At 60.5% G+C, this 26,062-nt stretch carries 25 protein-coding genes and 1 other RNA gene; 7 read left to right on the forward strand and 19 right to left on the reverse strand.

Features of this window, described 5'->3' with window-relative positions; genetic code table 11:
• Position 1: 1 nt before the first annotated feature.
• The 4 genes from ACEN2J_RS03965 to ACEN2J_RS03980 form a co-directional block, all read right to left on the reverse strand.
• Positions 2-334 carry a hypothetical protein gene (locus ACEN2J_RS03965; protein WP_442103476.1) on the reverse strand — a complete coding sequence of 111 codons (333 nt, stop codon included), beginning with the start codon at positions 332-334 and terminating at the stop codon, positions 2-4.
• Positions 335-638: 304 nt separating this feature from the next.
• The gene (gene recR / locus ACEN2J_RS03970; RefSeq protein ID WP_442103477.1) at positions 639-1,238 is read right to left on the reverse strand and encodes a recombination mediator RecR; all 600 of its coding nucleotides are present in this window, start codon (positions 1,236-1,238) and stop codon (positions 639-641) included.
• Positions 1,239-1,583 (reverse strand): YbaB/EbfC family nucleoid-associated protein, encoded by a 345-nt coding sequence (locus tag ACEN2J_RS03975; RefSeq protein ID WP_442103479.1) that lies wholly within the window; start codon positions 1,581-1,583, stop codon positions 1,239-1,241.
• A 51-nt stretch (positions 1,584-1,634) separates the two neighbouring features.
• A complete protein-coding gene (locus ACEN2J_RS03980) occupies positions 1,635-3,392 on the reverse strand; it encodes a DNA polymerase III subunit gamma/tau (RefSeq protein ID WP_442103480.1) in 1,758 nt (585 codons plus the stop codon).
• Positions 3,393-3,486: 94 nt separating this feature from the next.
• Here ACEN2J_RS03980 and ACEN2J_RS03985 point away from each other — a divergent pair, with 94 nt between their 5' ends.
• Positions 3,487-3,930: a phosphatase domain-containing protein gene (locus ACEN2J_RS03985; RefSeq protein WP_442103482.1), complete on the forward strand. Its 444-nt coding sequence runs from the start codon at positions 3,487-3,489 to the stop codon at positions 3,928-3,930.
• On the opposite strand, the gene rsgA is transcribed toward ACEN2J_RS03985, so the two are convergent.
• The 6 genes from rsgA to smpB all read right to left on the reverse strand — a co-directional run bounded on the left by rsgA (position 3,927) and on the right by smpB (position 8,546).
• Complete coding sequence (rsgA, locus tag ACEN2J_RS03990) at positions 3,927-5,009, reverse strand: ribosome small subunit-dependent GTPase A (protein ID WP_442103483.1); 1,083 nt, start codon at positions 5,007-5,009, stop codon at positions 3,927-3,929. The genes ACEN2J_RS03985 and rsgA overlap by 4 nt on opposite strands.
• A gap of 36 nt (positions 5,010-5,045) precedes the next feature.
• An RNA gene (gene ffs / locus ACEN2J_RS03995) (signal recognition particle sRNA small type) lies at positions 5,046-5,144 on the reverse strand.
• A gap of 36 nt (positions 5,145-5,180) precedes the next feature.
• Entirely contained in the window at positions 5,181-5,813 is a 633-nt protein-coding gene (locus ACEN2J_RS04000; RefSeq protein ID WP_442103485.1) for an HAD family hydrolase, read from the reverse strand.
• 3 nt (positions 5,814-5,816) lie between these two features.
• Positions 5,817-7,001 carry an amino acid aminotransferase gene (locus ACEN2J_RS04005; protein WP_442103487.1) on the reverse strand — a complete coding sequence of 395 codons (1,185 nt, stop codon included), beginning with the start codon at positions 6,999-7,001 and terminating at the stop codon, positions 5,817-5,819.
• A gap of 42 nt (positions 7,002-7,043) precedes the next feature.
• Entirely contained in the window at positions 7,044-7,904 is an 861-nt protein-coding gene (gene sseA, locus ACEN2J_RS04010) for a 3-mercaptopyruvate sulfurtransferase (protein ID WP_442103489.1), read from the reverse strand.
• Between the two features lie 165 nt (positions 7,905-8,069).
• Entirely contained in the window at positions 8,070-8,546 is a 477-nt protein-coding gene (gene smpB / locus ACEN2J_RS04015) for an SsrA-binding protein SmpB (protein ID WP_442103491.1), read from the reverse strand.
• Positions 8,547-8,618: 72 nt separating this feature from the next.
• Between smpB and ACEN2J_RS04020 the strand changes: the two genes are divergently transcribed.
• Positions 8,619-9,062: an ion channel gene (locus ACEN2J_RS04020; protein ID WP_442103492.1), complete on the forward strand. Its 444-nt coding sequence runs from the start codon at positions 8,619-8,621 to the stop codon at positions 9,060-9,062.
• Between the two features lie 13 nt (positions 9,063-9,075).
• Here the strand turns inward: ACEN2J_RS04020 and ACEN2J_RS04025 are convergent, their stop codons facing one another.
• From ACEN2J_RS04025 to dapA, 3 genes are all read right to left on the reverse strand, one after another.
• Positions 9,076-9,882, reverse strand: a complete 807-nt coding sequence (locus tag ACEN2J_RS04025) for a class I SAM-dependent methyltransferase (RefSeq protein ID WP_442103493.1) — start codon at positions 9,880-9,882, stop codon at positions 9,076-9,078.
• Positions 9,869-10,786, reverse strand: a complete 918-nt coding sequence (locus ACEN2J_RS04030) for a DMT family transporter (protein WP_442103495.1) — start codon at positions 10,784-10,786, stop codon at positions 9,869-9,871. Before ACEN2J_RS04030 ends, ACEN2J_RS04025 begins: the two co-directional genes overlap by 14 nt.
• A 95-nt stretch (positions 10,787-10,881) precedes the next feature.
• On the reverse strand, positions 10,882-11,757 hold the full coding sequence (dapA, locus tag ACEN2J_RS04035) for a 4-hydroxy-tetrahydrodipicolinate synthase (protein ID WP_442103496.1): 876 nt from the start codon (positions 11,755-11,757) through the stop codon (positions 10,882-10,884).
• Between the two features lie 163 nt (positions 11,758-11,920).
• On the opposite strand from dapA, the gene ACEN2J_RS04040 reads away from it, so the two are divergent.
• Entirely contained in the window at positions 11,921-13,882 is a 1,962-nt protein-coding gene (locus tag ACEN2J_RS04040) for a transglycosylase SLT domain-containing protein (RefSeq protein WP_442103498.1), read from the forward strand.
• 71 nt (positions 13,883-13,953) lie between these two features.
• On the opposite strand, the gene ACEN2J_RS04045 is transcribed toward ACEN2J_RS04040, so the two are convergent.
• Together ACEN2J_RS04045 and ACEN2J_RS04050 are read right to left on the reverse strand one after the other, a co-directional pair.
• Positions 13,954-15,603: a thiamine pyrophosphate-binding protein gene (locus ACEN2J_RS04045; RefSeq protein WP_442103500.1), complete on the reverse strand. Its 1,650-nt coding sequence runs from the start codon at positions 15,601-15,603 to the stop codon at positions 13,954-13,956.
• A 78-nt stretch (positions 15,604-15,681) separates the two neighbouring features.
• Positions 15,682-16,722 carry an NAD(P)/FAD-dependent oxidoreductase gene (locus ACEN2J_RS04050; protein WP_442103501.1) on the reverse strand — a complete coding sequence of 347 codons (1,041 nt, stop codon included), beginning with the start codon at positions 16,720-16,722 and terminating at the stop codon, positions 15,682-15,684.
• Here ACEN2J_RS04050 and mnmD point away from each other — a divergent pair.
• The 3 genes from mnmD to ACEN2J_RS04065 are packed head-to-tail and all read left to right on the forward strand — an operon-like array spanning position 16,696 to position 19,213.
• Positions 16,696-17,454, forward strand: a complete 759-nt coding sequence (mnmD, locus tag ACEN2J_RS04055; protein ID WP_442103503.1) for a tRNA (5-methylaminomethyl-2-thiouridine)(34)-methyltransferase MnmD — start codon at positions 16,696-16,698, stop codon at positions 17,452-17,454. The two genes, ACEN2J_RS04050 and mnmD, sit on opposite strands and share 27 nt — an antisense overlap.
• Positions 17,451-18,347, forward strand: a complete 897-nt coding sequence (locus ACEN2J_RS04060; protein WP_442103505.1) for a DMT family transporter — start codon at positions 17,451-17,453, stop codon at positions 18,345-18,347. The genes mnmD and ACEN2J_RS04060 overlap by 4 nt, the downstream gene beginning before the upstream one ends.
• Entirely contained in the window at positions 18,344-19,213 is an 870-nt protein-coding gene (locus ACEN2J_RS04065; RefSeq protein WP_442103507.1) for a DMT family transporter, read from the forward strand. Before ACEN2J_RS04060 ends, ACEN2J_RS04065 begins: the two co-directional genes overlap by 4 nt.
• Positions 19,214-19,219: 6 nt before the next feature.
• Here the strand turns inward: ACEN2J_RS04065 and ACEN2J_RS04070 are convergent, their stop codons facing one another.
• The gene (locus ACEN2J_RS04070; RefSeq protein WP_442103509.1) at positions 19,220-19,672 is read right to left on the reverse strand and encodes a GNAT family N-acetyltransferase; all 453 of its coding nucleotides are present in this window, start codon (positions 19,670-19,672) and stop codon (positions 19,220-19,222) included.
• Between the two features lie 229 nt (positions 19,673-19,901).
• Between ACEN2J_RS04070 and smc the strand changes: the two genes are divergently transcribed.
• Positions 19,902-23,357 (forward strand): chromosome segregation protein SMC, encoded by a 3,456-nt coding sequence (smc, locus tag ACEN2J_RS04075; RefSeq protein WP_442103510.1) that lies wholly within the window; start codon positions 19,902-19,904, stop codon positions 23,355-23,357.
• A 111-nt stretch (positions 23,358-23,468) separates the two neighbouring features.
• On the opposite strand, the gene ACEN2J_RS04080 is transcribed toward smc, so the two are convergent.
• The 3 genes from ACEN2J_RS04080 to ACEN2J_RS04090 are packed head-to-tail and all read right to left on the reverse strand — an operon-like array spanning position 23,469 to position 26,058.
• Entirely contained in the window at positions 23,469-24,014 is a 546-nt protein-coding gene (locus tag ACEN2J_RS04080; protein ID WP_442103512.1) for an MOSC domain-containing protein, read from the reverse strand.
• Positions 24,011-24,907, reverse strand: a complete 897-nt coding sequence (locus ACEN2J_RS04085; RefSeq protein WP_442103514.1) for a glycosyltransferase family 2 protein — start codon at positions 24,905-24,907, stop codon at positions 24,011-24,013. Before ACEN2J_RS04085 ends, ACEN2J_RS04080 begins: the two co-directional genes overlap by 4 nt.
• Entirely contained in the window at positions 24,904-26,058 is a 1,155-nt protein-coding gene (locus ACEN2J_RS04090; RefSeq protein WP_442103515.1) for a lytic murein transglycosylase, read from the reverse strand. The genes ACEN2J_RS04085 and ACEN2J_RS04090 overlap by 4 nt, the downstream gene beginning before the upstream one ends.
• Positions 26,059-26,062 lie beyond the last annotated feature (4 nt).

Raw genomic sequence — 26,062 nt, forward strand, 5'->3', positions numbered from 1 at the left:
TTTACCCGCCCGCAACGCTGCTGACCCCCACCCCCCAAGCCGAGGTGATACAGACGCAGAACGTAATGATGGGAACGGTTGATACAAAAATTGGTAGCCGCCGCGACTGCCCCGCACAGATGAGCAAGCAAGCTATGAAAACGATAACCGCGCTTGCGATAATCAGGGTGCGCGCCATCACGCCCTCGGGCAAAAAACGATCATATGGCTGCAGAACCAAAATGATAGCGGTCACCGCCAAAATGAGCGAGATGAACAGCGGATGCCACAAAGCACGCGTAAAATCGTGCCAGCTGCCCCTGAATTCGCTACCGTTCAAGAATACAATGCGCATTTCATTCCAAAATCCGTGTAAAATTCGTTTGTCGTGTGCATTGTCGCGTTGGGTCGGGGGCGCATGCCCGTGAATGGTTGTGGTGTAACGAATGCCGACCCAGCTTTGTGTTTTTTAATAAATCATTGGCTGTAAAATTAGCTTTTTCTTACCCAACGTAAAGCCTTTGCGAAAAACTATTTCGTGTGTTTGGTTGGCTTTGGTTTTTGGGCCTGCCCCCATATGTTCTGCGGGGCAGGTTAAGAGTGTGTGAATAAAATTCGATAGTGTTTTTCGGGGGGCGATTGCAAGATCATCCGCGCCGCTAGAACCGCCGCCGCGCGCGTAGGGCGGCGCCGATCGTGCCGTCATCCAGATAGTCCAGCTCGCCGCCGATCGGCACGCCTTGGGCAAGGCTGGTCACCTGAACACCGGTATTTTCCAGCACCTCGGCAATATAATGCGCCGTGGTTTGCCCGTCGACAGTCGCATTCAGGGCAAGGATAACCTCGGTCAGGTTTTCGGCGCGGACCCGTTCAATGAGCAACGGGATGCGCAGCTCTTCCGGCCCCACCGCATCCAGCGCCGACAGCGTGCCGCCCAGCACATGGTAGCGGCCCTTGAACGCGTGTCCGCGCTCCATCGCCCATAGGTCGGCGACGTCTTCGACCACGCAAAGCTCGCCTGTCGCGCGGCGGCCGTCGCTGCAAATCTCGCACACCTCTTGGCTACTGATATTGCCGCATGTCCGGCAGTCGCGGGCATTTGTGGCGACCTCGGCCATCACTCGCGCCAGTGGCCCCATAACGGCCCCGCGCTTCTTTAACAGCATCAACACCGCCCGTCGCGCCGACCGTGGCCCAAGCCCCGGCAAACGCGCCATCAGGTCGATCAACTGCTCAATATCGCGCGGGGCCTGGCTCATTTAGAACGGCAGTTTCATGCCCGCAGGCAGGCCCAAACCTTCGGTCAGCTTGGCCATTTCCGATTGCGCCCGCTCACTCGCCTTGCTCTGCGCGTCCTTGATCGCGGCGAGGATCAGGTCTTCGACCACTTCCTTTTCCGACGCGACAAAAATTGACGGGTCAATATCAAGCCCCGTCAACTCGCCCTTGGCCGTGGCCCGCGCTGTCACAAGGCCGGCCCCGCTTTCACCGATCACGACGATCCGTTCCAGCCCCTCTTGCATCTCTGCCATCTTGCCTTGCATGTCCTGCGCGGCTTTCATCATCTTGGCCATGTCGCCAAGCCCACCCAAACCTTTTAGCATTCCATTTTCTCCAACTGATATACCTCGAACTAAGGTGACGCCTACCGCGCTTCAACCCTCTTCGAACGGGTCCCATTCATCTTCGACCTCGGGCAGCGCCTCAAACGCGGCTTCAAGCTCGGGCTTGCGCATCGCGGTGATTTTCACGCCAGGAAAGGCCGTGAACACGGCTTGCACCAGCGGGTTTTCCATCGCTTTGGCTTCGGCCTCAATGCGGTCTTTGTCCTGATCCTCGGCGATTGTTGCGGCACCGCCGGTATTGACCACGGTCACGGCCCAACGAACGCCCGTCCACCCCTGAAGGCGTGCTGCAAGCCGCGCGGCCAGATCGCGCGGGGCATCATGGGTGGGTTCGAATTCAATCCGGCCCGGCGAATATTTGGCAATTCGTAAGGTGGTTTCCACCTCAACAAGCAGCTTCATGTCGCGGCGCTCGCGGATCAGATCGACCACGCGTTCAAACGTCAGATAGCCTGCCAAAGCATCGGGGGCCAAGGCCACCGCAGCGGATTGCCCGCCCTGCATGGTTGCCCCATGAACCGCGCCGTGAACTGCCCCCATCGCCGGTGCGTGCAAACGGGTCGTTGCATGAACCGCGCCGCCCCCGCCACCCGCAGGTGCGCCACCTGTCGGCGCGGCGTTTTGCACAGATTGCAGCTTGCGGATTAGGGTTTCGGGGTCGGGTAAATCGGCGACATGCGTTAGCCGGATCACGGCCATCTCAGCAGCCATCATCGCGTTGGGGGCCAGCGCCACCTCTTCCAGCGCTTTCAGCAGCATCTGCCACATCCGCGTTAGTACGCGCATCGGCAAACGCCCCGCCATATCAAGCCCGCGCGTGCGCTCATCTGGCGGAATTGTCGGGTCTTCGGCAGCCTCGGGTGTGATTTTAATAACCGACAGCCAATGCGTAATCTCGGCCAGATCGCGGAGCACGGCCATCGGGTCGGCACCATCGGCGTATTGGCCTGCAAGCTCGGTCAGCGCCGCCGCCGCATCACCGCGCACGACCATATCAAACAGATCCAGCACCCGCCCACGGTCGGCCAGCCCCAGCATCGCGCGGACTTGCTCGGCAGTGGTTTCGCCCGCACCATGGCTGATCGCCTGATCCAACAAAGATGTCGCATCACGGGCCGAGCCTTCGGCGGCGCGGGTGATCAGCGCCAGCGCATCGTCGGAAATATTGGCGCCTTCGCCCTTGGCAATTTTTTGCAGCAGAGCGATCTGCACCTCGGGCTCAATTCGTTTCAAATCAAAGCGTTGGCAGCGCGATAGCACCGTCACCGGCACTTTGCGAATTTCAGTTGTCGCAAAGATGAATTTCACATGCGCCGGCGGTTCTTCTAGCGTTTTCAGCAGCGCGTTAAAGGCGCTGGTCGACAGCATGTGAACTTCGTCGATGATATAAATCTTGTAACGCGCCGATGTCGCGCGATAGGCGACCGAGGCGATGATTTCACGGATATCATCAACGCCTGTACGCGACGCCGCATCCATTTCCATCACATCAACATGGCGGCCTTCCATGATCGATTTGCACTGGTCGCAGACGCCGCAAGGCTCGGTCGTCGGGCCGCCTTTGCCATCGGGGCCAATGCAGTTCAGGCCTTTGGCGATGATCCGCGCGGTGGTGGTTTTACCAGTGCCGCGAATACCTGTCATGATAAACGCCTGCGCGATACGGTCGGCGGCAAAGGCATTTTTCAGGGTACGCACCATGGCCGTTTGCCCGACCAAATCGGCAAAGGTTTCGGGCCGGTATTTACGGGCCAAAACCTGATAGGCGGGCTGGGTTGTCTCTGACATGCGGTTCCCTCGGATTCGACGTTATGGGTAATCTAAGCACTCGCTTGCCGCGCGTCCACCCGTGGGGCTATTGTTATGGAAAATGGGGGCGCTGGTGTTTTCAATTTCTGAAATTTCGGTGGGTGCGGGGGGGCTGGGGCTTTGCCCGTTGCCGCAAGCCGTGGACGTGGCCCGTTTGCGTGATTGGCGGGCGGATCTGGTGCTAACGCTGGTTGAGGGGGCCGAGGCGGCGGAATTGTCGCCTGATCTGGCCGCGGCTTTGGCAGCGAAAGGGATCGCGCAGCGCTGTTTCCCGATTGCAGATTACGGCGTGCCTGTGGGCGGTTGGCCCGCAGTGTCGGCCGATTTACATGCAATTTTGGCACAGGGCGGGCGGATCGTGGTCCATTGTCGCGGCGGCTGCGGGCGCACGGGGATGATCGCACTGCGGCTTATGGTCGAGTTGGGCGAGGAACCAGACGCGGCACTGGCACGGCTGCGTGCCGTGCGGCCTTGCGCGGTGGAAACCGAAGAGCAGCGGCTTTGGGCCAGCGCCTAACGCTTCTTATGTTTCTGCGCGGCTTTGATCTGTTTGGCGACAGCTTTGCCTTTGCCGCGCTTGGTGATGCCATAGCCTTTGCCCATCGCGGCACCCGAAGTCGCCGTGTTCACCGCATCTTCGGCCGATAGCTTGCGCCACCGGTCAAGGCGGTCGGCGTCAATCTCACCCGTCGCAATCGCGGCTTGGACAGCGCAACCCGGCTCACCCTCATGCACACAATCGCGGAATTTGCACTGGGCGGCCAGTTCGGTAATCTCGGCAAAGGTGACGTCGATGCCTGTGGCGGCATCGGAAACGCCAAGGCCACGGATGCCGGGGGTGTCGATCAGCCAGCCGCCTTGGGGCAGGGGGTGCAGGCTGCGGGCGGTGGTGGTGTGGCGGCCGCGCGTATCATCGCGCACGCCTTGGGTTGCCTCATCCTTGCCGGTCAGCGCGTTTGTTAGGGTAGTTTTGCCAACACCCGAAGACCCAGACAGCGCCACTGTTTTGCCAACGCTGCACCACTGCGCCAGTTTTTCCGGCACATCTGGGGCGTGGGCATCCAGCACCAAAACAGCCAGATCGCGGCCCAGTTTTTGCGCCTCAACGGCATAGCTTTCGGGGTCTTCGGCCATATCGGCCTTGGTCAGCAAGATCACCGGTTCCACGCCCGCGTCATGCGCCAGCGTCAAATAGCGTTCCAGCCGTGCGACGTTGAAATCGGCGTTGCAGGATGTGGTGATGAACAATGTGTCGATATTCGCACCGATCAGACGGTATTCGCCAATGTTCCGGCTGCCTGCGCGTGAATGTACCCGCCGTTGCAGCAGGCTGCGGCGGTCAAGCCTGCGTTGCATCACGGATTGGCTGGCCGAAATCATCACCCAATCGCCCACGGCAAAACTGCCCGAGGGGTGGCCGTTTGGCAGCGCCACCTCACGCGGGCCATCGGGCGTTAGCACGGCCAATCGGTCGCGATGCACCTGCGCCACGCGGGCAGGTATATCGTCTTCGTCCTCAGGCGTGATTTGGCGCGCGAAATCTTCGGCCCAGCCCAGTGATTCGAGTGTGTATGTATCAGGGAAAATAGCGTTCATCCCATAAGCGGCGGCATTCGCGCCGCGTGGGGGTTAGGGTGAGAGGCTGGACATCGACCCAAGTGGGGCTCGTTGTGGCTGCTTCCTTCCGGACCTGACCAGGTTGGCGAGGCACTCGCCCGCGCCAACCTCTCAAGAACTATATAGGCACAGAAAATCGGATTCGCAAGATCACTTGGGCAAAAGTCCGATTTCGCGTGCGCCGGTTAGCAAGTCGGGTGCCACCAGATGCGCAAACCGGCCCGAGGCGGGGTTGATATCGGGTACTTGCACTACTGTCATGCCCGCACTGTGGGCCGATTCGGCACCGGCCTCGCTGTCTTCAAATGCCACGCAGCGCGCGGGATCGACGCCCAAAAGCGACGCCGCCAGCAAGAACGGGTCGGGCGCGGGCTTGGCCTGTTTGACATCATCAAAGCTGATGAGATGGTGGAAATAGGGGGCGATGTCGGTCACCGACAGCTTGTAGTCCAACTGCACGCGGGTCGATGAGGTGGCAAGTGCTATCGGCTGATCAATCGCGCCCAGCAGCTCATGCGTTCCGGGTTTTAGCGGGATACCACCGGCGTAATGATCCAGCACCGAGCGTTTCCAGATTTCGGAAAAGCTGTGAAATTCCAGATCAGGGTAACGCGCGCGGATAATGCCCGCGCCCGTCACATCATCGCGCCCAATCAGGCTGTGCAAAAACAGCGGGTCCACGGTGATCCCGACCTCGGCAAAGGCGGCGATCCCTGCGGCTTGGGTCAGCGCCTCGGTATCCAAAAGCGTGCCGTCGAGGTCAAAGATCACCGCGTCAAACATGGGTTAAATTCCCGCGTCGATGATAGCTTTGGCCAAAATTGGCACGGTGCGGGCGTTCAGACCGGCAATGTTCATCCGGCTGTCGCCGACCATGTAAATCCCGTGATCGCGGCGCAGGGTTTCGACCTGCTCGGGCGTGGCGCCAAGGCGCGAAAACATGCCGCGATGCTGGGCGAGGAACCCGAATCGGTCCGACCCAGACAGGCGGCGCAGCTCGGCCGCAAGGCTTTCGCGCAGGGTCAGCATGTTTTTGCGCACCTCTTCCAGTTCAGCCTGCCAATCGGCACGCAGCTCTGGGTCGTTCAGAATCATCGTCACCAACCGTGCGCCATGATCGGGGGGGAAGCTGAAATTTTGGCGGTTTAGGAACGCGAGGTTGCCTTGCACCACGGCCCGCATCTCGGCCTTTGGGGAAATGGCGATCAGGATTCCAGTACGTTCGCGGTAAATGCCAAAGTTCTTTGAACAAGACGCGGCGATCAGCAATTCGGGCAGGCGTCCTGCCAAGAGGCGCATACCTGCGGCGTCTTCTTCTAGCCCGTCACCAAAACCTTGGTAGGCGATGTCGATAAACGGAATTGCACCGGTTTTTTCCAGCAAATCGGCGACAGCGGCCCATTGCGGCAACGTCAGGTTTGCGCCGGTCGGATTGTGGCAGCACGCGTGCAGCAAGACCACATCACCCGCCTGAACCTGCGTCAGATCGGCCATCATGCCGTCAAAATCAACACCCCGGCTCTCGGAGTCGAAATAGCGATATTCGGACATCTTCATGCCGAGGTAATTGATGATCGACGGGTGGTTTGGCCATGTCGGGTTGGAAAGCCAAACGGTGGCATCAGGGCTGGCGAGTTTGATCAGTTCCAGCGCCTGACGAATGGCCCCCGTGCCGCCGGGGGTGGCGACGGCAGACAAACGATCGGCCGGTACCACACCATCCAGCAGCAAATTCTGCATCGCTTCGGCATAGGCGGGCTCGCCCGCAAGGCCGGTATAGGTTTTGGTATTCTCGGTTTCCCACAGCTGTTTTTCCGCCGCTTTCACGGCCCGCATAACGGGCGTCAGGCCGATTGCATCCTTATAGACGCCAACGCCAAGGTCGATCTTGGTATCGCGCGGGTCGTCCTTGTACATCTGGATCAGTTGCAGGATTTTGTCTTGCGGTTGGGCGTGCAGAGCGTTCAGCATTTTGTTTACTTTCAACAGCATAGGGGCAACGGGATAGGTGGGTTAGCCTTTGGCGATGGGCAGATCATCGAACATGCCCCATTCCGACCAAGAGCCATCATAGAGCGCATGATTTTTATGGCCGATCCGTTCCAATCCAAGGCTAAGGATCGCCGCCGTCACACCCGATCCGCAGGTGGTGATCACGGGTTTCGACAGGTCTACGTCCGCCGCCTCGAACGCGGCTTTTATCACGTCAGGCGCCTTCATCGTGCCGTCCCCATTCAGCAAGTTGCCAAACGGCAGGTTCTTGGAATTGGGAATATGGCCAGAGCGCAATCCGGCGCGGGGTTCGGCGGCCTCGCCTTTGAAACGGGCTGCGGCGCGGGCGTCGATGATCTCGGTTTCTGCCAGCTTTGACGCTTGGGCCACTTGGGTCACATCTTTGACAAGGCCGGATTGGCGTTGCACGGTGATGTGGCGGTCGCGCACAACGGGCGGCATATCCTCAATATCACGGCCTTCGGCCTGCCATTTGGGCAAACCACCGTCCAGCACGGCAATATCCATCTTGCCCATCAGGCGAAACGTCCACCACACGCGGGCGGCCGAAAACAGGCCAGTACTGTCATAGACAACCACTTGATGCCCGTCACCAATGCCCATCGCGCGCATCCGGCTGATGAACTTTTCCACCGGAGGAGCCATATGCGGCAAGTCCGAGCGGTGGTCGGAAATCTCATCGATATCAAAGAATCGCGCACCGGGAATGTGGGCGCTGTCATACTCGGCCTTTGCATCGCGGCCCGTGGCGGGCATGTGCCATGACGCATCAATAATCCGCAGATCGGGGTCTTTGATATGTTGGGCCAGCCAGTCGGTGGACACAAGCGTCTTGGGGTCGTCTTGCGGGGCGGGGGTCATGTTCGGCTCCTTGCAGCAATAACCGTGGCAGCGATGCTTTGGGTATATCGGATAAGCCGCGTGAGGCAAGGCCAGAGCCGCCAGATAACGCAAAACGCCCCGTCGGGCGGCGGGCATAGACGCTAGCAGGCGGGCGACATAGTGCCACATCCCTGCGCAGCGCTATCAGTATTGGTTTTGTTTCAGCAGGCGGGCTTTTTGCCTGTCCCAATCGCGCTTGGCCGAGGTTTCGCGTTTGTCGGCGTTCTTTTTGCCTTTGGCGATGCCGATCTTCAGCTTTACCATACCGCGTTCGTTGAAATACATTTTCAGCGGCACAATCGTCATGCCTTCGCGGGCGGTCGCATTCCACAGTCGCGCCAATTCTTTCTTGGAAACCAACAGCTTGCGCTTGCGGCGTTCCTCATGGCCCCAGGTTTTGGCCTGCAAATAGGGGGCAATGTAGCCGTTGATCAGCCACAACCCGCCATCCTCAACACTCGCATAGCTTTCTGCGATGTTGGAACCACCTTGGCGCAACGACTTGACCTCGGACCCCAGCAGCATGATGCCGGCCTCGATGTCGTCCTCAATAGCGAAATCAAACCGCGCGCGGCGGTTTTCGGCAATCAGTTTGGAATTTGGGTCACTGTGTTTTACCATGGTCTTCATCAAATAGGGATTGTAGGGGCAACTGTCCAGATGGCGGCGCGCCTGAATGTGCAAAGGAAAACCATGTTTCTACAGATTGCCATTGGTACGGGTCTGATGATGCTGTCGTTGGCCGTGGGCGGCTTGGGTATTTTGGCGATGGAAATGGGGTTTTCGCGCAGTCACCTGTGGCTGATCCGCGAGCCGCACAGGCCAAAGCTGTTGCTGGTGATGCTGGGGGTGTCGTTCGTCGTTCTGGGGATCATCACGGCGGGCGTCTGGATTTGGGCGCTCGCGTTTTATTCTCTGGGCATTTTCGCTACGCTAGAGGCGTCGGTTTATTTTTCCTTGGTCAGCTTTACCACGCTTGGGTTTGGCGATGTGCTGTTGCCGCGCGATTGGCGGTTGCTGTCGGGAATGGCGGCGGCGAATGGGTTGCTGAACTTTGGCTTGCTGACCGCGCTGTTGGTTGAGGCGTTGCGCCATGTGCGGCTGGGTCAAATGAATGCCCGCAAACGGCAGGATTAACCGCGCCAGTACATCACGATAACTGCGCGATTAGCGTATAAGACAGCGGCAGTTGCGCAGGCTGGTTTTGGTATTGGTCATAGTCAACCTCGCGGTTGGAATGCGGGTGTTCTGTCAGGGACTCAACGCGCAGGCCTGCGGCGGCAATCGCGGTGACAATCGCCCCCAAAGGATGCGCGAACCAATACGACCGCGCGCCTTTGCCCGCGTCTGACCCGTCATAGGTTATCACATCTTCAAACACCTGCGGCGCAGTTTGAAAATACGACCGCTCGGGTAGATATGGGTTTGGTGCGTCTGGGTCGTACATATCCAAAATAGGGTGCGTTTCATAGATCAGCAGGCGGCCTTGTGGCCCTAGCAGCCCTGCTACAATGCGAAAGAACTGCGGCAAATCTGGCATCCAGTTCAGCACGCCAATGGTGATCAGCGCGAAATCATGGTTGCGGGGTGTGGTTTCGGGCAGGTCGTAAACATCGGCGCAGAGAAAGCTGCAATCGCTGTTTGCCACATGTGCCAGCTGCGCGGCTTGGGCCAGAAACGCTGCGGATTGGTCAATCCCTAGTGTGGGGACCGCGCCAAACCGTGCCATCGACAGCAACTCTCGGCCATTGTTGCAGCCGATTTGAACGGCGGTTTTTCCGGCGATGTCAAGGGTTTGCAGCATGCCGGTGATGCAGCCGTCAAAGGTTGAAAACCCCGGTTGGGCAAAGGCTGTCAGTAACGCCGCCCAATCATCGCCCCGCGCGTGAACCTGCGCCGAGGCATCCCACGCGGCGCGGTTGGCTTGGGTGACAGTTTTCAAATCAGGGGCGTTCATAGCTGTCAGATTGCGGTACAGGCAAGCGCTGCGCAAGCCCCCTGTTACCGCCCTTACGCCCCCGCAGCAGCGTATAGATGCCCGACCCGACGATGACGGCGCTGCCCAGCAGTGTGGCTGCATCGGGGCGCTCGGCAAACACCAGCGTCCCGAGGATCAGCGCGAACAGCAGGCGCGTATAGCGGAATGGCGTGACCAGCGACACCTCGCCCGTGCGCATCGCGACCGTCAACGCGTAATAGGCCGCAACACCGACCAAAGTGCCTGCACCCAGCGTAAGGCTGGTCTGCATATCGGGCACCACTGCGCCGCCCGTCCATGCCAGCAGAGCAGCACCCGTGGGCACCAAAATGGCAAAGCCGTAAACGCCCAAGGTCAGGTTTGACAGGGTTTTTGGCGCCGCCCGTGTGGCCAAGTCACGCCCCGCAAAACCAAGCATCCCCAGCAATGCCAGCACCGAAAGGGGCGTAAACCCCGCCAACCCCGGCCGCAAAATGATCAGCACGCCCACAAAGCCAGCCGTGATCGCCGACCACCGCCGCCAGCCTACCTTTTCACCGAACACCAGTGCGGCACCTGCCACCACCACCAACGGCGTGGCCTGCAAAATCGCCGAGGCCGAAGACAGCGGCGTCAGCGCAATAGCAAAAGTATAAAACAGGCGGCCCATCACCTCAAACATCGCGCGCAGCAGAATGGGGCGGCTCAGGATGGCAGGGTTCAGCAGCCGCGCGCCTTGCGCCTTTGCCAGAATGGCAAAGCCGATCATGCCAAGCCCGCCAAAGATCATCAAAATCTGACCAACCGGAACCTGCCGTGCGGCGGTTTTCAAGAACATGTCTTCAAGCGCAAAACCGCCCATTGCGGCAATCATAAACAGGCCGCCACGCTGATTATCGTTCATGATCTGGCCTGTTCTGATTGGAAAAAATGCAGCGTGCAATAAAAAGCCCGGCGACGCCATAGGGCGCGCCGGGCTAAATCGGGTTATTGCCCGACTTAGTTGATCAGGCCAGCGTGGCGCATCGCGGCGTCAATCTTGGCCTTGGTACTATCGGTCAGGCCCGTTAGCGGCAAGCGCACGTCTTGGGTGCAGAGGCCCAGCTTGAACAGGCCGTATTTTGCGCCAACAAGGCCGGGTTCGGTAAAGATCGCCTCGTGCAGTGGCATCAGGCGGTCTTGATAGATCAGCGCCTTGGCATAGTCGCCTGCCAGCATCGCCTCTTGGAATTCGGCACAGAGGCGGGGGGCCACGTTGGCAGTGACGGAAATGCAGCCTACGCCGCCATGCGCGTTAAAGCCCAGTGCAGTGGCATCCTCGGCTGAAAGCTGTACGAAATCACGGCCACACAGCGCGCGCTGCTGGCTGACACGTTCCATTTTGCCAACCGCATCCTTGACGCCGACAATGCGCGGCAGCTTGGCCAATTCGCCCATGGTTTCGGGCAGCATATCCACACAAGAGCGACCCGGAATGTTATAGATAATAATCGGCAAGGTGCAGCAGTCGTGCAGCGCGGTGTAATGGGCAATCAGCCCGGATTGGGTGGGGCGGTTATAGTAAGGCGTGACAACAAGCGCCGCAGTCGCACCCACACGCTCGGCATGTTTGATAAGGCCAATCGCTTCGGCTGTGTTGTTGCTGCCAGTGCCTGCAATAACAGGAACGCGGCCTGCCACGGCTTTCACCACTTCTTCGATCACCAACTCATGCTCGGAATGGCTAAGGGTGGGGCTTTCGCCTGTGGTGCCAACGGGCACGATACCGTGGCTGCCCTCACTGATTTGCCATTCGACAAGTTTCTTCAGCGTATCCAAATCCACTTTGCCGTCTTTGAACGGCGTGACCAAGGCAGGCATTGACCCTTTGAACATGGTACGCTTCTCCTCTTGCGCAGTGGGCGGATTACTGAATCGCCCTGTTGGTTTTCAGCGCCTTCCTAGCGCTATGTGCGGCCCTTGCCAAGCGTGGCACGAAATGGCCTGCGCGCGGTGATGTGAGTTGCGCCTTGCGGGCCACAATGGCAAATTGGCGGGTATGAAAACATTACATGCCCCTAACCGTTTGTCCTTTGCCCGTATCTGCGGGATTTTGCTGTTATTGGCGGGGGGCGTGGCCCCGCAAGCCCACGCCGATGCAGCCGATGATTTGCGCAGCGCGCTGACGGCTGCGGATGTCCGCGATTGGAATAAAGCGCTTGCTTTGGCCCCTGCGGGCGTGGCGCATGATGTAATCGAATGGCAACGGCTGCGCGCAGGCGATGGTTTGCTGGGCGAGTATGAGGATTTTCTGGCCCGCCGCCCTGATTGGCCGGGCTTGCCGTGGCTGCACCAAAAGGGTGAGGCGGCGGTGGCGCGGTCCAGTACCCCGGACCGCGTGACCGGCTATTTCACCAAGGATAAACCGTCGACGGCTGAAGGCGCGATTGCGTTGGTTAAGGCCTATATGGCCAAAGGCAATGCCAAGGCTGCCGGGGCCGAGGCACAAAGCGCTTGGCTGGGCCTAAGGTTTGATGCCGCCGAGCAGGCCGAATTACAGGCCTTGCAACCGCAAGCCCTGCAATCGGTGCATAATAAACGCATGGATATGCTGCTGTGGGCCGGGCGCGAGGCCGAGGCGCGACAAATGCTGCCCTTGGTGTCGCAAGGCTGGCAGACTTTGGCACAGGCCCGCATCGCGCTGCGCGAAATGAGTGATGGTGTCGATGGTCTGATTGCTGCAGTGCCTGCCGCTGAGTCTGGCAATGCGGGCCTTGCCTTTGACCGGTTTGTCTGGCGCGCGCGCAAAGGGTTCACCGATGGCGCGGTGGCCCTTATTTTGGAGCGCTCTATTTCTACGGCATCCTTGGGGCGGCCTGACGCGTGGGCCGACCGCCGCATCCGCCTTGTGCGCGATCTGATGCAGGGCGGGCGGATGGCCGAGGCGTATCGCATCGCCGCCTCGCACAGGCTGACCGAGGGCGGCGACTATGCCGAGCTAGAGTTTCTGGCGGGGTTCATCGCCCTGCGCAAGCTGAACGACCCGATGACTGCACGCAACCATTTCCAGCATTTGAAGCAAGGCGTTAGCACCCCTATCAGCCTGAGTCGTGCCCATTATTGGGAAGGCCGCGCCGAGGAAGCCTTGGGCAATACCGCCGCCGCCCGTTTGGCATATCAGGCTGGGGCCAAGCATCAAACGGCCTATTACGGCCTGCTCTGTGCTGAAAAGCTGGGGCTGCCGTTGGATGCGGCGTTGCTGGCGGATGCGCGGCCAAGTGATTGGCGGCAAGCTTCTTTTGCCAACTCGTCGGTGCTTCAGGCCGCGCAGCTTTTGCTGGCTGCGAATGATCTGGATTTGGCCAAGCGGTTTGTGTTGCATTTGGCCGAAGGCTTGGGGCCAAAAGAGTTGGACCAGCTCGCTGATTTTGCGTTGCAAAACGGCCAGCCCCATATCGCGGTACTCGTTGGCAAGCAGGCCGCATCGCGCGGGGTGATTTTGCCGCGCGCCTATTTTCCCGTGGTTGGTCTGGTGCCCGATAACCTTGCGGTTAGTCGGGCGCTGGCGCTGTCTATAGCACGGCGTGAAAGTGAATTTAATGTGGGCGTTGTCAGCCCCGCTGGTGCCCGTGGTTTGATGCAAGTTATGCCGGGAACCGCCAAGTTGATGGCCGAGAAAACCGGCAAGCCCTATGCGCTGTCACAGTTGACGACAGATCCTGCCTATAATGTTGGTCTTGGGTCGGCCTATCTTGCGCAATTGGTGGAAGAGTTCGGCCCAGCCGTGGCGTTGATTGCTTCCGGCTATAACGCGGGGCCGGGGCGTCCACGCCGATGGGTGACTGAGTTTGGTGACCCAAGGCAGCCTGACGTCGATGTGGTGGATTGGGTGGAAACCATCCCGTTTAACGAAACCCGCACCTATGTGATGCGCGTTGTCGAGTCGCTGGTGATCTATCGCGCAAAACTGCGCGGCACGCCGACGGTGGTTAATGTCAGCGCCGAGTTGTCAGGTCGATAGGTCGAATGCGGGAGACCTAATTTTCGACGAAAAATCTGATTTTTCGTCGAAAATTCCAAAGCTTGTGTCCGTTAGCCCTTCAGCGATGCGGCACGCATTTGGCTAAGTGTCTGTCCTGTGGTCAGCATGTCCGGATCAAGTTTCAACTCAATCACGGCAACCGTTCCACTGGCCTGCGCGCGCGCAAATGCTGCTGCAAAATCGGCCTGATCGGTGACAGTTTCACCATGCCCGCCATAGGCCCGCGCCAGCGCTGCGAAATCGGGATTAGCAAGGTCGGTGCCGGATACGCGGCCAGGATAGTGCCGCTCTTGGTGCATCCGAATGGTGCCATAGCGACCATTATTGGCGACAATGACAATCGGTTTCGCCCCGTGCTGCACGGCTGTTGACATCTCATTACAGGTCATCTGAAAGCACCCATCCCCCGCCATGCAAACCACGGTTTTATCAGGGTGTTGCAAGGATGCCGCGACCGATGCCGGAAAGCCATAGCCCATCGACCCCGATGTTGGCGCAAGCTGCGCTCCGAAACGCCGAAACCGGTAGTAACGGTGCAAAAAGGCCGCATAATTGCCCGCACCATTGGTGATGATGCTGTCATGCGGCAGCGTGTCGGCCATCCATGCCACAACCTGTTCCAATTTTACCGCACCCGGTGTCTCCGTTGGCTTTTGCCATGTCTCATATTCGGCCCGTGCCTGCGCCGTCCAATCGGCCCAAGGACCGCTGCCCGAGGTGTCTGCCAATGCGCCAACAACATCTGCAGTAGGCGCAGCAATTGCCAGCGCGGGGGCAAACACGCGGCCCAGCTCATCTGGGTCGGGGTGAATGTGCAGGATGCGTGGGCCGGGGCGGGTTGGGTCCAAAATTTCATAGCCATTAGTGGCAATATCGCCCAGCCGCGCGCCCAGTACCAACAGCACATCGGCTTGCGCCAACCGTTGGCCCAACTTGGGGTTCATGCCAACGCCCAGATCTCCGGCATACAAAGGATTGTCGTTGTTCATCCGGTCTTGGCGGCGAAAGGTCACGGTGACGGGCAGGTTCCAACCTTCCGCAAACTTTGCCAAAGCATCGGCAGTGGCTTGTGACCAGCCTGGCCCGCCCGCAATGACCAAAGGGCGCTGGGCGGTTTGCAGGGCTGCCGTGATCGCAGCAATCTGCGCGTCACTGACAGCAGCAGGCTGCGGTGCAGGGGCGGGCAGGTCGGCCACATCGGCGCAGGCGGACAGCATGTCCTCGGGCAGGGCCAGCACCACAGGGCCGGGCCGGCCAGAGCAGGCCACATGAAAGGCGCGGCTGATGTATTCGGGCAAGCGTTCGATCTGATCAACTTCGGCGGCCCATTTCGCCATCGTGCCAAATACCGCGCGATAGTCCATTTCCTGAAACGCCTCACGGTCGCGGTGCGCCCGGGCAATCTGGCCCACGAAAACCACCATTGGCGTGCTGTCTTGTTTGGCAATGTGAATGCCCGCCGACGCATTCGTCGCCCCCGGCCCGCGTGTCACAAACAACACGCCGGGCTTGCCCGTCATCTTGCCCTGCGCTTCGGCCATCATCGCGGCACCGCCTTCTTGGCGACAAACGATGTTAGAAATACCGCTGTCATGCAGCCCGTCGAGTGCGGCGAGAAAGCTTTCGCCCGGCACGGAAAACACGCGGGTGACACCTTGGGCCACCAGTTGATCTACCAAAATCTGTCCGCCGTGCCGCATGTTCATCCCTCCTAGCCACAGTTCGCACGAACACTGCGCTGACGCGGGGCGTGGTTCAAGCGCTTAAAGACTGGGGGCTTAAAGACTGGCCTCAACGCGGAAATCGTCGGGGATGGTGTCGCGGCCATCCAGCACCAGATCAACCATGCAGGCGGCGACGCCACTGGCCATGCCAAACCCGATTTTAAACCCGCCATTGGCGATGAAGTGACCCGCACGGTCGGGCCACGCACCCAGCATCGGCGCACGGCTGCGGCTACGCGGGCGGATGCCAGCCCAACGTTCAATCACCGGCGCATCGGCAAGGCAAGGCAGGGCGGCGCGTGCCTTGGCGATCAGCGTGTCCAACTGCGCATCGGTGCTGGTCGCATCCTCCCACTCACGTTCAGACGTCGAGCCGATTGCGACGGTGCCATCGCCATGCCCGATGATATGCAGCCCTTCGGTAAACACTTGCGGCAAAGTAGCGGCATCGTATCGAAAACTCGCCGCTTGCCCCTTTACCCCGGCCCCTACCGCCCGTGCCCGCCCCTGCGAGATATCCAGCAAACCGGCATAGCCCGTAGCCCAAACCTGCGGGCCAACGGCCGCAGCTTCGCCAATAACCAGCGTGCCGCCTTTGGCCTTAATCGCGGCCAGCAGGGCGGCCCCTGCGGCCCGAGGGTGCAAACGGGCGGTCAGTGTGTCGTGGATCAGCCAGCCGGTCGGGCTGAACGGTTCCCAATCAGCGCCCGTTGCTGCAATGACCTGCCAATCGGCGCGGCCTTGCCACAGCACCTTGGCCGTTTCCGTGCGCGTATGGGCCAGAGCCAAGCCGCCGTCATCCATCACGGCCTGCAACCGGCCTGTGCGGGCATAGAGCGGGTCCACCCCGCCTGCCTCCTGCACCTCGCGCCACCACTTTGCGGCACCCAGCAAACAATCCAGTTGAAACGCCTTTTTGCTGTTCCAGTTTTCCGGCACATGGGGTGCTAGCGCCCCCACGATCCCGCCAGACGAGCCAGCCCCCGGATGCGCCGCCTCGACCACTTGCACCCGCGCCCCGCGCAGCAACGCAGCCCACGCAATCGACAGGCCAAAGATGCCCGCCCCATGCACCGTCAGATCTGGCGTTGCCATTCCGCGCCCCTTTGCCCATTGTCGCCCCAAACCAACCCCATAGGCGATTTACCCGTGCCCGACCAGAGCAACCCCGAAACCCCGCCGCAACTGGAATGGCGCGACGGCGCTTTGCCGATCTCGACCCAGTTTGACGACCCGTATTTCAGCCTTGCCAACGGGCTGGATGAAACGCGCCATGTGTTTTTGGTGGGCAATGACCTGCCCGAACGCCTGCGGCCCGGCTTTCAGATTGCCGAGCTGGGCTTTGGCACAGGGTTAAACCTGCTTGCAACGCTGTTAGCTGCGGGCGACGCGCCGATCAATTTCACGTCGTTTGAGGCCTATCCGATGGCCGCCCCCGACATCGCTCGCGCGCTTGAGGCCTTCCCCGAGGCGGCAGCGGTGGCAGGCCCTTTCCTGACCCAATGGGCCACGGGTGCACGGAAGTTTCAGCTTGGCCCCGTCAAAGTTGAGGTGATTATCGGCGATGCCCGCACCACGCTGCCACAATGGCAGGCCCGTGCCGATGCGTGGTTTCTGGACGGGTTTTCCCCAGCCAAAAACCCCGAGCTGTGGAATGAGGACTTGATGGCCGAGGTCGCCCGCCACACTGCCGCGGGCGGCACGTTCGCCACCTATACCGCCGCGGGCTTTGTACGCCGTGGCTTGCAAGCTGCCGGATTTGACGTAGAGCGGCGCAAAGGCCACGGCAACAAACGCCATATGGCGACAGGAAAGATGCCCGCATGACCGACCAAAACACACGTCTTGGCATTCTGCTGATGATCGTCACCGTATTCATTTTTGCGGTCCAAGACGGGTTTGCCCGCTATCTGGGCGGCGGCTATAGCGTGTTTATGGTCATCATGGTGCGTTATTGGTTCTTTGCCGTATTCGTAACCGTGCAAGCGATGATGAAACCCGCCGGTTTGCGGGCCGCCGTGCGCACGCGGCACCCGTGGCTGCAATTCGTCCGCTCGGTCATCCTGATCGCCGAGATTTGCGTGATGGTCTATGCCTATACCCGCATCGGCCTGATCAACACGCATGCGATTTTCGCCGTGTGCCCGTTGCTGGTGGCGGGGCTTGCCATGCCGGTTTTGGGCGAAAAGGTCGGCTGGCGACGGTGGAGCGCGATTTTGGTCGGTATGATCGGCGTCGCTATTATCTTGCAACCCGATGGCGGCGTGTTTTCACCCGACAGCTTTTTGCCGCTGCTGGGCGCGCTGCTGTTTGCGCTCTACAGCCTGATGACGCGGCTTACGACGCGTGATGAGCCTGCGTTTATTTCGTTCTTTTGGTCAGGCATCATCGGCTGTGTGCTGATGACGGTTATCGGCCTGCCGTATCTGACATTCATGCCGGTGTTCGATCTGTTTATCCTTGCGGTTTATTCCTTCCTCGCGCTGTTTGGGCATTACCTTTTGATCCGCAGCTATTCGATGGCCGAGGCAAGCGCCTTGCAGCCCTTCGCCTATTTGCAGATCGTTTTCATTACCATCATTGCGATTACGGTGTTTGATGAAGCCCTGCGGATGAACATCGTGATTGGTGGCGGTATTGTTATCCTTGCGGGGCTGTTCACCGTGATCCGCAGCCGCCAAGTGAACCAAGGCAAGGCGCTGCGGGTGGGCCAACGATGAAGGCGCAAAACACCCAACTTGGCATCATCCTGATGGTTGCCGTGACCTTTGTTTTTGCCATGCAAGACGGGATTTCGCGGCATCTGGCGGGCGCGTATAACGTGATGATGGTGGTGATGATCCGCTATTGGTTCTTTGCTGCTTTTGCCATTTGGCTAGGCTGGCGCAAGGCGGGCAGCCTGCGCGCGGCAGGGGCCACGCATCACCCGATTTTGCAACCCCTGCGCGGGGTGCTGCTGGCGGTGCAAATCAACGTGTTGGTGCTTGGCTTTGTGAAAATCGGCCTCGTCGGTAATCACGCGATTTTTGCCAGCTATCCCCTGATGATCGCTGCCCTGTCTGGCCCGATCTTGGGCGAGTCGGTGGGCTGGCGGCGCTGGGTGGCGATTGGGATCGGCTTTGTCGGCGTGCTGATCATCCTTCAGCCCGGTTTTGCGGTGTTTTCCCCCTATGCCTTGCTGCCAATCGTGGGCGCGGTGATGTTTGCCACCTATGGTCTGCTGACCCGCTATGTCGGGCGTAAAGACCGTGCCGTCGTGTCATTCTTTTGGGTGGGTACCGTGGGCGCGGCCATTACCACCATCGCGGGCGTCGCATGGTGGGAGCCGATGATCGCAAGCGATTGGGCATGGATGCTGCTGCTTTGCGTCACCGGAATTGTGGGCCATTACATGCTGATCAGTGCTTATGAGGTGGCCGAGGCCTCGGCCATTCAGCCCTTTGCTTATTTGCAGCTGGTTTTTGCCTCAATTTTGGGGATGACGGTGTTCCAAGAGGTGCTGGAACTGCATGTCGCGATTGGCGCAGGCGTGGTGGTGCTGGCGGGGTTGTTCACGCTGTGGCGCGCACGGCAGGTGCGACACTAGACCGTTTCAGACCTTTTTGGTGAACACCAGCGAGGTGGGCGCTGCAAAGCCCGGATGGGTCGTGGCACCATTTTGCTGAAACCCAAGAGCAAAGAAAATTGCATGGTTTTCAACCAGTTCTATACGCGATTGCAGCTCTAGCGCCGGCAGGCTCAGCGCGCGTGCGCGTGCCTCGGCAAGGGTGATCAGAATATGCGCATAGCCTTTGCGTTGATAGGAAGGGTCAACCGACAAACGCCCCAAATACAGGGCATGCGCTTTGGGCGTCAGCACCATACAGGCGCGGGGCGGTTGGCCGATAACCCACACCTCACCCGGATAGGTCGCCAAGTCTTGCGGGGTCACCTTGTCCAAAGAGGAGGGTGGGTCGATCCGCCCTTCCATCCCCGCAAATGCCCGTTTTATCAACGCGAGAAGCGCATCCCAATCATACGGCTCTTTGGGTTGAAACGGGGTCATGCGGCGCTCCTTTGCGTTAACAACTTTCAGGGCCTTACAGCAGACGGTCAAGCGAATTTGCGCGGGGTGCAGCATGAAAAACGGTTCTCCGGCAGTGACCTAACCTGGTAACGCCAAGATGTTGTGGATAACCCTGCCGATACCCCATGATGCTGGGGGTTAACGGGTTGACACATTCCGTGATGAAACAGACGATCACCGCCCGAACAGAATCACTGGTGCCAATCCTTTGCGTTTCAACCGACTCCGGCTTAACGGCTTTAAAAGCTTTGTCGACCCCACGGATTTGATTATCCATGAGGGGCTGACAGGTGTGGTTGGCCCCAATGGCTGCGGCAAATCCAATTTGCTTGAGGCGCTGCGATGGGTGATGGGCGAAAATCGCCCCACCGCAATGCGTGGTGGCGGCATGGAAGATGTGATTTTCGCCGGTACCACCAGCCGCCCCGCCCGCAACTTTGCCGAGGTGGTGTTGGTCATGGATAACCAAGACCGCCTTGCGCCCTCGGGCTTCAACGATGCTGATCAGATTGAGATCACGCGCCGGATTACCCGCGATGCAGGCTCGGCCTATAAGGCCAACACGCGGGATGTGCGGGCGCGTGACATCCAGATGTTGTTTGCCGATGCCTCGACCGGGGCGCATTCGCCTGCTTTGGTGCGGCAAGGCCAGATTGCCGAGCTGATTAACGCCAAACCCAAGGCGCGGCGCCGTATTTTGGAAGAGGCCGCCGGTATTTCTGGCCTGTACCAACGCCGCCATGAGGCCGAGCTGCGACTGACCGCCACCGAGACAAACCTGTCACGCGTCGATGACGTGCTAGAGGCGCTGGCCAGCCAGCTTGGCACCCTTGCCCGCCAGGCCCGCCAAGCCGCCCGTTATCGCGAGATCGGCACCGATTTGCGCCGCGCCGAGGGTATGCTGCTGTTTCGCCGCTGGCGCGAGGCTGATTTGGCCGTGCATGAGGTGGAATCCCTGCTGCGCGAGCGGATCATTCAGGCAGGCAAGGCCGAAACCCTGTCAAACGTGGCGCAACAGGCCCGCGCCGCGGCCGAGGAAACCTTGCCGCCCAAGCGTGAGGAAGAGGCGATTGCCGGTGCGATCTTGCAACGCCTGACCGTACAGCGCGACACGTTGAACGACACCGAGGCCCGCGCCTTGCAAACCATTGAAACGCTGCGCGGTCGCATCGACCAGCTGTCCCGCGATATGGAGCGTGAAACCGGCCTGAACCGCGATGCCCAAGACACGATTGAGCGGCTGGAGTGGGAGGCTGAACAGTTGGCCCGCGCCGCCGATGGCCATGATGAAAAGCTGCGCGAGGCGTCTGAGGCCGCGCGCGAAGCCGGTGCTTTGCTGACTGAACGCGAAGGCGGCATGTCGGAAATGACCGAAGACGTTGCACGATTGGCCGCGCGTCACCAATCGGCGGGGCGCTTGCTTGCCGATACGCAAAGCACTGTAGAAAAAGCGGAAAGCCAGACTGCCCGTGCCAAAGACGCTGCTGCCGAGGCGCTGGAAGCCGAAGCCCGCGCAGCCGAGGGGTTTGAGGCCGCCGAGATCGCGCAAGAAGAGGCGCTTGCACTGGCCGAAGCCACCGAAGAGGCGCTGTTAAGCGCCGAAGAGGCCCGCGCAAATGTGCAAACCCGCGAGGCCGACGCCCGCGCGATGCGGTCCGAGGCCGAGGGCGAGGCCAACGCATTGCGCGCCGAAGTTGCCGCCTTGGCACGGCTGGTGGAACGCGAATCTGCGGCGGGTAGCCAAGTGTTGGATCAATGCAGCGTGGAGCCGGGGTATGAGGCCGCGCTGGGCGCTGCGCTTGCCGATGATCTGCGCGCGCCAGCGGTGAATGGTGACGCCGTTTCCGGCTGGGCGGCGCTGCCGGATTACGACGAAAGCGCGGCTTTGCCGGATGGTGCCGCGCTGCTGGCCGAATGGGTGACGGTGCCCGCCGTTCTGCGCCGCCGCATTGGCCATATCGGCCTTGTTGGCCGCGATCAGGGGGCTGCTTTGCAGCCTTTGCTGCGCCCCGGCCAACGGTTGGTTAGCATCGAGGGCGATCTGTGGCGCTGGGACGGGTTTCGTGCCGGTGCTGACGATGCGCCTTCGGCTGCCGCGCTGCGGTTGAAACAGTTGAACCGTTTGGTCCAGCTAAAGCGCGACCTTGAAGACATTGCCGCGCGTGCCGATAGGGCCAAGCTGGCGCATGAGGCGTTGCAAGCGCGGCTGGCGGACCTTGCCCGCGCCGATCAGATGGCGCGTGACGCCCGCCGTGCTGCCGATGGCCGTGTGACCGATGCCAATCGCGCACTGGCCCGCGCCGAGGCTGATCGGTCTATCGCTGGCGGCAAGTTGGAGGCTGCGCGGCTGGCCGTGACCCGCTATGATACCGAGGCGACCGAGGCACGCGCCGTGCTGCGCGATGCGCGGGCCGCTGTTGAGGCGCTGCCAGATTTGGATGCCGCACGGGCCACGGTTGAAGCGTTGAAAACCGCTGTTGAGGCCGCACGGATCACCATGATGACGCGGCGATCGGCACATGATGAGTTGCGGCGCGAAGGCGAGGCACGGCTGAAGCGGCGGCAAGAGGTGACCAAGGAAACCTCGGGGTGGAAGCACCGGTTGGAGACAGCGGAAAAGCGCAACCAAGAGCTGGCGGAACGCAAGGCCGGGGCCGAGGACGAGCTGGTTGATGCGATGGCCGCGCCCGAAGAGATTGCCATTCAACGCGAAGACCTTGCCGATGCGATGGACGCGGCCGAGGCACGGCGGGCGGCAGCATCGGATGCGCTGGTTCAGGCCGAAACCGCACTGCGCGAGGCGGCCTTGCATGAGCGTGAGGCCGAGCGTTTGGCTGGCGAGGCCCGCGAGGCCCGCGCACGAACCGAGGCGCGGTATGAGGCGGCCGTCGAGGCGCGTGAGGCGGCGACGCTGCGCATCCGTGAAGAGGCCGAATGTGCCCCTGCCGCGTTGTTGCAGACGCTGGAGGCTGACCCTGAAAAGATGCCGGATGTCGAGCATTTGGAAGCCGAAGTCGGGCGCCTGAAACGGGCGCGCGAGGGCTTGGGGGCGGTGAACTTGCGCGCCGAGGAAGACGCGAAGTCGGTACAGGAAGAGTATGACGGACTGGCCACTGAGAAGACCGATCTGGCAGAGGCGATTAAAACGTTGCGGGCCGGAATTGCAGGGCTGAACCGTGAAGGCCGTGAGCGGCTTTTGACCGCGTTTGAGCAAGTGAATAATTCCTTCGGGACACTGTTCACCCACCTGTTTGGCGGCGGCGAGGCGCGCTTGGTTTTGGTGGAATCGGATGACCCGCTAGAGGCCGGTTTGGAGATTATGTGCCAGCCGCCGGGCAAGAAACTGGCGACGCTGAGCCTGCTGTCGGGGGGCGAGCAGACCCTAACCGCCATGGCGCTGATCTTTGCGGTTTTCCTTGCCAATCCGGCGCCGATTTGTGTGCTGGATGAGGTGGACGCGCCGCTGGATGATGCGAACGTGACGCGGTTTTGTGACCTATTGGATGAGATGACGCGCCGCACCGAAACGCGGTTTTTGATCATCACCCACCATGCGGTTACTATGGCGCGAATGGATCGCTTGTTTGGCGTGACGATGGCCGAGCAAGGCGTAAGCCAGCTGGTGAGTGTGGACCTGAAACGGGCCGAGGCGATGGTGGCGTGAAGCCCGCCTGCGCGGAGTGGCCGCCCCTCTTCTGCAATGGTTGCATGTGCGGGGCGGGCGCGCTTTAGGTATTTTTACCAAGATGAAATGGCAGGGTTCTGGCCCGTGGGGTCAGACCTTGGTGATGCTGTCGCCGAGGCGGATAATGCCGTCTGTTTCCACTGCGCAGAGGATGCCGCGCAAGCGGAGTGTGGGGTGGTCGGAGGCGGTGATCCAGTTTTTGGCATCAGCGCCGTAGCGGACCTTCCATTTTACGCAGCCATCGTTGAACACGCCCGAGACGCGCAGCACGGCGTCGCCGACCTGAAGGCGTGTGCCTGCGGGCAGGTTGGCCTCGGATGTGTCCAGATCGGCGATGATGGTGTCGCCGGGGTGGGGGGCTGCGTCCGTCTCGGCCCAGATGAGGTTTAGGACGCGCAGAGGCAGGAGAGAGACCTGGATATTCGGGTCGGGGCGGCCATCGGGCAGCCGCAGCCACGGCTCGGTCAGCCAACGATCCCCAAGGACGCCTTGGTCTTGAGTCAGGGTCAGGTGATCGGGGAATGTGCGCTGATTGCGGTTGGGGCGCAAGCACAGGCTCTCAATACGGCTGTCGGTTTTGGGCGCGGCGAGGACATGCGGCAGGGCCGCCATGAGTTCGGTTGTCGTTGGAGTCATTTGAGGGGCATATCCTTGATATGTTGGCGCAGATTTAGGGTGGCGCTGAGCAGGGCCCCTTCGGCACGCAGTTTGGCGAGGGTCGCAGGCGTCGCGGTTTGGGTTTCAAAGTAGAACTGGTCGATCGCGGCGTCATCTGCTGCAAGTAGCCAGTTTTGCAGGGCTTTATTGAACTGATATGCGCCGCGCGTCAGGCGAAATTGCAGGCGGTTGCGCCAGCGGGCTGGGTCTTCGGCATGGAAATGCAACAGCGCAACCTGTTCGGAAAACTTGCCGCCATCAACGCGGGCACCCGCCCGAAAGGCGCCGTGCAGGCGGGGTTCAAACCGTGCAAGGCCGGTTCGGAAAAAGCATTTTCCGGCGGAATGTGACAGCATGCCGCTTTCCAGCAGGGGGGCATATTGGCCGAAGGTACGGGCGCGGGCCTCGGCCTTTGTCTTGCCGTTTTGGCCTGCGCGGAAATGCTGGGCGGTAAAGATATCATCGGGCAGGTCAGGGTCGTGCAACGCCTCATACGGGGCCATGCGGAACATGGGTTGATCGGGCGGAAGGGCGTTCAAGGCCTGCGCGATATCGGTTCGGGGCAGGATGTATTCATCGACGTCGATATGGGCGATCCACGGCAGGGGCTCGGATTTATAGATGCGGTGCATATTCCGGCCCTGGCGGTTTTGGTGCCGATCGGGGCGCTTGCCGATGTACTCCATCCAATAGCTGTTGGTGCAACGGATGGTGGTGATTTGAGGGTGGTTAAACAGGTCGGCTGCGGGGTCATCAGGGTTATCGAAATGCAGCCAGATATGTGCCGCGCCGAGGCCGAGGTGATAGGCGGCAAAGGCCTGTACTTGTTCAGGCGGGGCCATAACTGTGGTGCAGATACCCCAATTGCTCATAGTTTTTCCAACAGGTCGTGCGTGGGCCAAGCATCGGCAGGCAGGCCAAGCCGGAGCTGTTCTTGGCGCACCGCGTCGCGGGTATTGGTGCCAAGGATGCCATCAACACCGCCAACATCATAGCCGCGTTGCTTCAGTTTTTCTTGCAGGGTTTTGGTGTCTTCCAGCGACAGTTGCGGGTCGGGATTGCCGGGGGTGAACACGGACGCGCCATTCAGGCGGTTGGCGAAATAGGCGGCGGTGGTGACGTAGACAAAGCTTTGGTTCCAGTTGAACAGCGTGGAATAGTTGGGGTAGGCGATGAAGGCTGGGCCTTTGCGCCCCTCGGGCAAAAGAATTGAGGCGGGGAGGTTTGCAAGGTTCCCGTCGCGCGCCTTAACACCAAGCGCCGCCCATTCGGGGCCGGTCATGGTGGTGCGCAGGCCGGTCTTTTCCCACGGCAGTGCTGCGGGCAGTGTGACCTCTTGCAGCCACGGCTCATCCGCGCGCCAGCCCAGATCGTGCAGCATCCGCGCGCCCGACAGGATGGCATCAGGGACCGAGGTTTTCAGGCTGACGGTGCCGTCGCCATCGCCATCAACGCCGCGTGCGAGGATATCAGCCGGCAGCATTTGCACCATGCCGATTTCGCCCGCCCACGCGCCGGTGGTGGTGTCGGGGTCGAACATGCCCTTTTGCCACAGTTGCGTGGCGGCAAGCAGTTGCGGTTGGAACAGGTCGGGGCGGCGGCAGTCATGCGCAAGGGTTGCCAGCGCGTTGGCGGTGTTGAAATCGCCCTGAAAGCTGCCGTAATCGGTTTCAAACGCCCAGAACGCCAGCAGGATGCCCGAGGGGATGCCGTATTCCGCTTGGGCCTGTTGAAAGAGTTCGGCATATTTCTGGGCATTGGCGCGGCCGTTCTCGATGCGGTTCTGGCTGATCAGGCTGCGCGAGAAATCGGTAAATGTTTTGCGGAAAACGCCTTGGGCGCGGTCGGATTGCAGGACCTTTTGGTCCTCGGTGATGTTTTGGAAAAAGCGGTCCGCCTCGGCGGGCGAAAGATTTGTGGCCTCGGCCTTCATCGCGGTGATGAAATCGGTGAAAGAGCCACCGCAGGGGGCGGCGAGGGCCGGGCTGGCAGTTAGCGCGAAAAGGGCGAGGATGAGGCGCATGCTG

Source organism: Pseudorhodobacter sp. W20_MBD10_FR17, assembly GCF_052119765.1.
Taxonomy (GTDB): domain Bacteria; phylum Pseudomonadota; class Alphaproteobacteria; order Rhodobacterales; family Rhodobacteraceae; genus Pseudorhodobacter.